This is a genomic window from Acinetobacter kyonggiensis, assembly GCF_900107285.1.
Lineage (GTDB): Bacteria > Pseudomonadota > Gammaproteobacteria > Pseudomonadales > Moraxellaceae > Acinetobacter > Acinetobacter kyonggiensis.
Genome location: NZ_FNPK01000052.1, coordinates 1 through 6,901 on the forward strand (window position 1 = coordinate 1; position 6,901 = coordinate 6,901).

Sequence of the window (6,901 nt, forward strand, 5' to 3'; positions counted from 1 at the left end):
AAAAAGAGCAAACGACTTTTACAGACTTCATTCTGTCTCTAATTCAAAGGGAAATTATGAAAGATGCTGTAACCGTAAGACGACCAGAAGAAGAAGAACTACAACCGCGGACCAAAATCAAAACAGTAGTCGAAGTCGTCAAACGCTACCAAAAGACCGATCCTGATTTACTGCTTGAGCTATCCAAAATCGGTAATAACTTAAATCAGATCGCCCGAGCCTTAAACGTCATTAAAAATGCTGATCCACAAGAGCAACGCAAGTTAGATATTTTTAAAATTTTTTCAGTTTTAAAAGGTATTCAAACCGATTTAGAACAAGTATTCCCTGCACTTCCCAAAATCAGCAGACAAAGCCCAGAACGGCTTAAAAAGCAATTATCTTCGGTACAACTGGCTGAGGAGGACGAGAGTGCATATTAAATTTTTAGATCATGGCAAAGGATCAGCAGCACACGCTTCAGCCTATGTTTTAGATGAGCTTGATCATCTTGGCAATGTTCGGGCAGGGGTTGAAGTTTTAAGAGGTGATGCAACTACGTTTAATGCAGTTTGTGATGCCAGTCCTCACCTTTGGAAATATACAAGCGGAGTCATTGCATGGTCAAAAGAAGACAATCCGACTAATGAGCAAATCCAAGAAGTTTTAAACGATTTTGAAAAACATGCATTTTCGGGGCTAGATCCCTCGCAGTACCACCTTTTCGCAGTGCTACACACTGACAATGACGGCTCAAAGCACATCCACGTTCTAGCACCACGCCTTGATATACAAAGCGGAAAATCACTGAATATTGCGCCCCCTGGTCATGAAAAGCATTTTGACTCGCTGCGGGACTACTTCAACACAAAATATCAGTGGTCACGTCCTGATGACTTGCTTTTGATGCAGACCACACAAGAGCCGAATCACATTGCCAAGCTGAATGCCCAAGCAAAAAACATTCTTATAAGCCAAGACCTTGAGACGCTCACAAAAAAACAGTTTTGTAAGACCGTTGATAACTACGTCAAAACACTTTTAAAGACCCAAACAGCAGAAAACAGGGCAGATATTGTCGAGTGTATCAAGCAAGTCAAAGGCATTGAGTCAATCAAGCAAGGGAAAGATTTTTTAACAGTCACTCTCACCAATGGCAAAAAACATCGACTTAAAGGCGATTTTTACAATGAACAATTCGAAATTGGACTTTATTCAGAGCGTCTCAGAGCAGAAGCAGAAAGCCGACCAACTACAAACGAGCTTGCACAGGCTATCCGAGACGCTAAAAGCATTCGAGATGACTATCGAACAAAGCGAGCAGCCTATCACTCAAAACAGCATGCTTTTGCAGGAAGTACAGCAGACGACAATAGCCCTCAAATCGCATCTAAGCTCGATATTGACCGAAATATGCAATCTATCACCCCAATCCCTGAAAGAGACGACAGCGAGCTACAAATCGCAAATAGACGCATTGTCGACTCAGCTAGCGAATATAGATATGGCGGAAATATCAAAAGTGAAATCGAGCATAGATTCGTTTTCAGTCTCACTTCAAGACCTCCAAGCGACCATAAACCGTCAGTTACAGGGCATCGAGATCGACCAAGCGAGCCTAGAGAAATCTATTCAAACCCAAGTCGGGCAAGCAATATCGAACCAAAGCGAGCAGATCAACAGTCAGTTCCAAAGCCTTTTGATGGAAAAATTGAACAGCCAGAGAGCATTTCATGGACTACTGGGGATAGCGATATTTGCAGTGTTGATTCTTTCAATCAGTTTTTATTTCGCCTTTCAAACACGAAGCAACCTAAAAACAATCGAAGCACAAAAGCAAATAATTCAGCAGAACGCACAATCGATCACAAACCAAATCAACTATTTGAACAGCCTCCGGAGGTAATGCATGCAAACCGAAATCGACCATTTTTTGACAGAGCAAAACAACTTATTGACGCAACAAAACAACTTGTTAGCAGAACAAAACAAGGTTTTGAGTCAACAAGTGGATTCATTAAAGACCATCTTGACCGGCTACAGCGAAATAGAACAGAGATTACAGGACAAAATCAGCATTTTGCAGTCGGAGAAAGTAGCACAGCAAGCCTTGATCTCAGCACTGAAAGGCGAGCTATCCAAAATCGAGCAGGGCAGTTTTTCACAGGATTTACAGCAAAACTTTCAAGCCAACTTAATGAGCCAATTACAAACGCAATTAACACAAGCGTTAAATCATCTAAATTTAAACAATACTATCAACAACTTAGTGAAATCAGCGATATCACCAGTGCAAAAGACGATCAGCGCACAGCAGACAGACCTAGAACAAGCTCTCTTGAAGCTCTCGCAACTGAAAGTCTCAACCAGTATAGACGAAGACTTGAAGACTCAAGACAAGCGACTACAGCAGTTAGAAATAATGCTTGGCAACTTAATATCATTGATCGAAAATTTGAACAACTAACTGAATTAGTTAAAAATATTAGAATAAAACCGCAATTAGAATCGGAATTCAGGCTGAGGTATGACGGGTACTATCCAGATTATAATATCTGTCATGAGAGACTTTCTAAAAAGCAAGATGAGTTATGCCGAAGCAAAAACCTGTTAGACCTTATCGACTGTATCGCTGAAAAGGCAAACAACTTGCAGCAGTACACGTCCCGTGCATGGCGTAACCTTAGTAGTTACGACTATGACAAAATTGAGAAGATCATTAGAAATGATGAAATAATGCTGAAGTATTTGAAATGCGAAGTAATTTTAGAGCCACAAAATGATCGTTTTGAGTCTAAAAGGCAGGTATATCAAAACTGTTTAGATACTTTTGAAGACATAAAAAGCTTAATCACAGAAAGAAAAGCCCCTATTGCTGAAAAACATTTTTCACAGCCAAGTCCAGAACCTGAAAACAAACCAAAACGAAGTGATGATTTTGAATTAGATTTTTAATCTAATTCAGCAAAAGCAGTAATCAGAGGGGGATTGAGCGATTTATTTTTATGTCGCTCACATTCCATTCGCTTTACTATTTTTTTCACTTTGTATATTAATTTCTAAAGCTGACAGGCTTTTATTAATTTTAATTAAAGTAAGGAGATATACTTCTAATGTCTCTATGTTTGCATTACGCTCATCACAGTTTAAGATTTCATCGAAAACCTTATCTATTTCATATAGTGATTGAAATTTAATAGTATTTTTTCTTTCTTCATACTCAATGTTTTTTGGATTTTCTGGATTTTTTATTATTAAATCATCAAATAGATACCAAACTTTTAAACTTTTTTGAGAAGTTTCAGAAGCTAATTGGCATATCTGTACTTTAAGTTCTGAAAATCTAAATTTATGTGATATTTGAATTTGCTTTTTTGCATATAAAACAGCGTATGTTGTTAACATAAGCACAGCTAAAGAAATGAAAAAATTTAAATTTGTATTATTAGTTCTTATCCATTCAACAATACACTCAATCATTTAATGACCATTAGTTTTTTAAAAAAAAATATTATAATAAAATCATGATTAAAATAATTAGTTCTTTCAATAAGAACAGAACGAGTGTCTACGAGTGAACAGGCACCATCAAAATTTCAACAATGCCTTTTCTCTGATTACAAACTCCCTTTTAATCTTAAACGGTCAGTACAGAGCATCCCGAATGGGTGCGAACTCTGGATTTTTTGCTTTTAAAAAAAGTATGAGCATAGCGAATACATTATTAATGCTTTTGACGTTGCTTTTGTTTTTGAAAAGACACGAGCGAAGCGAGTGCCATTGTCTTTGATTTTGACTTTAAATCCCTTTTATTCTTTTAAAAAGCTTTTAAATACTTTTAGGCACCCTTCTAGCCCTTTAGCAGCAATGCTTTCATACTTTAAAAAACTACAAATGCCGGACATTAAACTACAAATGCCGGACAAAATGGACTTAAAAAACTACTTTTGCCGGACTTAGAAACTACAAATGCCGGACATTAAACTACAAATACATTATTGTAGTTTAATGTTAAAAAACTACAAAAATCGTAGTCAAAAATCAATCAATACTATACTATTTTCTACAACTTCATCTTTGTAGATTTATGGTTTTGAAAGATAATAAAAAGACATACCCAGCCAATTGGGTTGTAATGCAAAATAATATTCAAGAATGTTTTAAGAGCATGAATATTGATGAAAAGCGTCTGCTAATACTTGCTAGTCCAATTGCAAGAACAACTCATGCAAAAGAAAAAGATACAATTTTGATTACGGCTGAAGAGTTTGCAAAAGAGTGTGGTATCAAAACGCACTCAGCATATACACAACTAGAAATAGCCAGTAGAAATCTAATTAAACGTAATTTCTCTTATAGCAATGAAAGAGGTAAACGTGTTCTGTCTAACTGGGTTATTGATTGCACTTATGAAGAAGGTGGTATTGCAATTCGCTTCCCTGAAATCGTTTTATTGATGCTGACAGAATTTGACAAATTAAATCCATATACAAAATATAAGAAGGATATTGTTCTAACTCTTAAAAAAGATTATTCATTCGATATATACCATTTAGCTAAGAAACACCAAGCAATGGGTAGTTTCCAAATTAGTCTTGATGAACTATTCAAACAATTGGGATTGCCTGAGTCCTATAGACGTATTGGCAATCTAAAAGATCGTGTCATACATCCATCAATAGACGAAATCACAGCTAATACTGATATTGCTCTAACTTATGAGAACGTAAAACAAGGGCGGTCTGTGGTTGGTTTTAAGTTTATTGTGAAAGAGAAGCCTAAGCCAAAACTTATAGCACCTGAAAAAGATATAAATACAGTAGATCTATTCTGCAATATGTCAGATGCTCAAATTAACAAGTACAGCACTATCTTATCTAAACTTTCTGACCTTTCTGACCTAAGTAATTTTCCTGACTACCCCACTTTTGCAATTTGGATTAGTGGAATTTTACGAGATCCAAAAAGCGTAAGGGAAGAAACAGCTAAGCGAATTTTAAAAACTCTACATCAAAAAACGGACTTCAAACCATAAAAAATGAGAGTTGCAGAATAAATTAAATTTTAAGCACTGTTGCTAGTGTTTAAGATTTAATGTATTTTTAATTATGTAAATCTTAAAATTTGAGGTTGTCATGATTACTGAAAGCATAAAAAGAACGACTAGTTCCCATCAGCTTCAACATGAAAATTTGGTATCGAACTTAATCCAAGAGCGTTTACAAAATATTAGTAAAAAGTTTATCAAGACAATAGATTCTTTACCTGATCAGAATTTACAGATTTTATTGACACTTTCAGATGAAGAATTTTGGTCTAAGATTAAAGCCGAAGCATTAATGCAAAGCCTAATAAATAATAAAACACCAGAAAAGACTGAGCAGGAAGAATATGCCGAGGCTAGACAAGCTTTTCTGAAAAAAATAGAAAAGTATGGAGGTGTCCATAAGTCTTCAACTGTCATGAAATTACTCTCTGTTACTGCACCGACAGTTATTAAATATGGGAAAACTAATAAATTAATAGTAATAAACTGGGGGGCTGAGAACTTATTCCCTGTTTTTCAATTTTCAACTCATGAAGAAAATAGTGAAAAGGGCATGTTAAAAGGAATTCCAGAACTTTTAGCATTAATTACCCATAAGGTTAGTGCTGTACGAAAGTGTAATTTCTTTACCAAAAAAATTGAAATACCGGGTGAAAGTGAAAAGACTTCTATACTTAATGTATTACAAAGAGGTAGTTCAGAAGAACAAATGGAATATTTTCGTCTTCTAGCGAAGAACTTTGGCACTAATAATTTAATGTAAGAGTCTGGCTAATTTAAATTAACCAGACCTTGTTTTATGTGATCTGAATACCACATTTTTGTTGTAGCATTACTCTGGCGCTAACAGATTCATGCTCATAATCAACTAAGTGCGTAACACTCTTATTCAAGAGTATCTCTTCGCCTTGGTTATCAGACCATAAGACTAAACATCGTTCGCCATTTTGACGCGATACATATTCCATCCCATCAAACATTTTTGATAATTTTTGAGCTAACTGCTGTGTCAGTGGATATATGGGATTGTCCCCCATTAATTCTCCTACTGGCACATCAATATGAGGAGAAAACTGAGAGACATTTAAGACTCGAAAATCTTTTATAATCTCAATTTCAGCCATACAACCACTTTCTAGATCACTCTTATCTAGAAAACCACCGTCTTCATCTTTAGCATCATGAAAATACTCTAGAAGCCCAGTGTGTGGTGATTCTGCTAAGTACATTGTACCCTTAGACTTATCTAATATGGAAAATCTACTTTCATCCTTGGAAGAAAAATAAATTCCATTCCCCTCGTGAAAATCATCTTGCACCTTAAAATACAAAGTTCCAGCTTTAATAACCTTTGTAAGGTTTAACTGACCTTGCTTTTCAAGAGCAAAAATTTGATCTAACTTGTCATTCTTTAGGGCGTCCTCTAATTTTGTGAACATTTTTACCTCGTTTAAATAAATTAATTTGCAGCATAAGAAACTCTCTCATTGCTATGTATTGTTAGTCCCAAAGTGCTTGCCCAATGGAACACATATAAGTAATAAATATCGATTTATTACAGCGGAAAAAGGATATATTGCATATTCCAATTTGTCAAAAAAAATAAAAAAAACAATAATATAGGCTAATTTAAAATAAAATTTTCACACCTTAATCCATTTATTAAAGATAAAATCTCATATACGAAATTTAAGTGTTATCACTCAATTAACCTCTTTTCTGATCTTTTTATACAAATATTGACCGATATAGTAGAATACAATTAGATACTTAAATAAGTTAAGCAAGCCTACCTGTATATACAAAAAACCTTCGGTTTTTCGATATACAGGGACTTGTTAGGGTTCCACCCTAAGACCCGTAGCCCATCACAGA

The 6,901-nt window shown here is 35.3% G+C and carries 6 protein-coding genes; 4 read left to right on the plus strand and 2 right to left on the minus strand.

The genetic code is table 11. The features are described 5' to 3' along the window. Positions 1–422, plus strand: a 422-nt coding sequence (mobC, locus tag BLV99_RS17615; protein WP_139243572.1) for a plasmid mobilization relaxosome protein MobC, incomplete at its 5' end; no start/stop codon positions are given. Then, entirely contained in the window at positions 412–2,934 is a 2,523-nt protein-coding gene (locus BLV99_RS18160) for a relaxase/mobilization nuclease domain-containing protein (RefSeq protein ID WP_139243574.1), read from the plus strand. The genes mobC and BLV99_RS18160, both read left to right, overlap by 11 nt. A gap of 57 nt (positions 2,935–2,991) precedes the next feature. Here BLV99_RS18160 and BLV99_RS17635 read toward each other — a convergent pair whose 3' ends face one another. Further along, positions 2,992–3,459, minus strand: a complete 468-nt coding sequence (locus BLV99_RS17635) for a hypothetical protein (protein WP_092692985.1) — start codon at positions 3,457–3,459, stop codon at positions 2,992–2,994. Between the two features lie 655 nt (positions 3,460–4,114). Between BLV99_RS17635 and BLV99_RS17640 the strand changes: the two genes are divergently transcribed. After that, positions 4,115–5,014, plus strand: a complete 900-nt coding sequence (locus tag BLV99_RS17640) for a replication initiation protein (RefSeq protein WP_171259200.1) — start codon at positions 4,115–4,117, stop codon at positions 5,012–5,014. 100 nt (positions 5,015–5,114) lie between these two features. After that, the gene (locus BLV99_RS17645; RefSeq protein WP_092692988.1) at positions 5,115–5,789 is read left to right on the plus strand and encodes a hypothetical protein; all 675 of its coding nucleotides are present in this window, start codon (positions 5,115–5,117) and stop codon (positions 5,787–5,789) included. A gap of 34 nt (positions 5,790–5,823) precedes the next feature. Here the strand turns inward: BLV99_RS17645 and BLV99_RS17650 are convergent, their stop codons facing one another. Continuing rightward, positions 5,824–6,465, minus strand: a complete 642-nt coding sequence (locus tag BLV99_RS17650) for an RES family NAD+ phosphorylase (protein ID WP_092692990.1) — start codon at positions 6,463–6,465, stop codon at positions 5,824–5,826. Positions 6,466–6,901 lie beyond the last annotated feature (436 nt).

Coding starts and splice junctions, on each gene's coding strand:
- BLV99_RS17635 (WP_092692985.1), bottom strand. CDS start 3,459: ATGATTGAGTGTATTGTTGAATGGATAAGAACTAATAATACAAATTTA.
- BLV99_RS17640 (WP_171259200.1), top strand. CDS start 4,115: ATGCAAAATAATATTCAAGAATGTTTTAAGAGCATGAATATTGATGAA.
- BLV99_RS17645 (WP_092692988.1), top strand. CDS start 5,115: ATGATTACTGAAAGCATAAAAAGAACGACTAGTTCCCATCAGCTTCAA.
- BLV99_RS17650 (WP_092692990.1), bottom strand. CDS start 6,465: ATGTTCACAAAATTAGAGGACGCCCTAAAGAATGACAAGTTAGATCAA.